This is a genomic window from Paludisphaera soli (assembly GCF_011064595.1).
Classification (GTDB): Bacteria; Planctomycetota; Planctomycetia; order Isosphaerales; family Isosphaeraceae; genus Paludisphaera; species Paludisphaera soli.
On the sequence record NZ_JAALJI010000148.1, the window covers coordinates 1 to 515 of the forward strand.

Annotated in this window: 1 protein-coding gene; it reads right to left on the reverse strand. The window is 63.5% G+C overall.

Going from position 1 to position 515, the window contains the following annotated elements:
• Nucleotides 1-211: 211 nt before the first annotated feature.
• On the reverse strand, nucleotides 212-400 hold the full coding sequence (locus G6O68_RS33795) for a plasmid mobilization protein (RefSeq protein WP_390625422.1): 189 nt from the start codon (nucleotides 398-400) through the stop codon (nucleotides 212-214).
• Between the last annotated feature and the right edge of the window lie 115 nt (nucleotides 401-515).

Below are 515 nucleotides of genomic sequence, written 5' to 3' on the forward strand. Positions count from 1 at the left end.
CCGTCGACCCGCGGGTTGTGGCAGCCCAGCGGATGGGCCTTGCGGGCCGGCAGGAGCGGGGCGATCCGGCTCCAGAGGGATTCGGGGATGCGCCACCCGTCGTCCACGGGGGCCTTGCGCGGGGCGGCCTGGGCCATTGCTGCAACCTCCTGAAGCGGCTTCCTATCGCCTCAGGAAAGCATACACAGTCCACGCCTACCGAGATAGGTTCTTAGTCGTCAGTTGCGTCTGGATCGGCCTGGCGACGGCTAAAGGCTCGATCCGCAGCATCGAACATCGCGTCTCTCGCCCACGTCGACGTCGGAGAGCCGGCCGCCTTCGCGGCCGCGTCGAGCTTCGCGCGCTCCTCGTCGGTGAGCCTGATCCGCAAGGGCCGATCGCTCTTCCGCTCTCCCGACATGGCTTTTCTGCCCACGAAATCGACCCTCGCAAGAAAAAATGTAGCTACACTCTTGACTGTCTAGGTTATGTAGCTACATTATGAGCGTAGGCGATGACTACGAGCGAAGCAAGGC

Bases quoted from the DNA above. Each gene is read 5' to 3' on its own strand.
- G6O68_RS33795 (WP_390625422.1), bottom strand. From the start codon at position 400: ATGTCGGGAGAGCGGAAGAGCGATCGGCCCTTGCGGATCAGGCTCACC.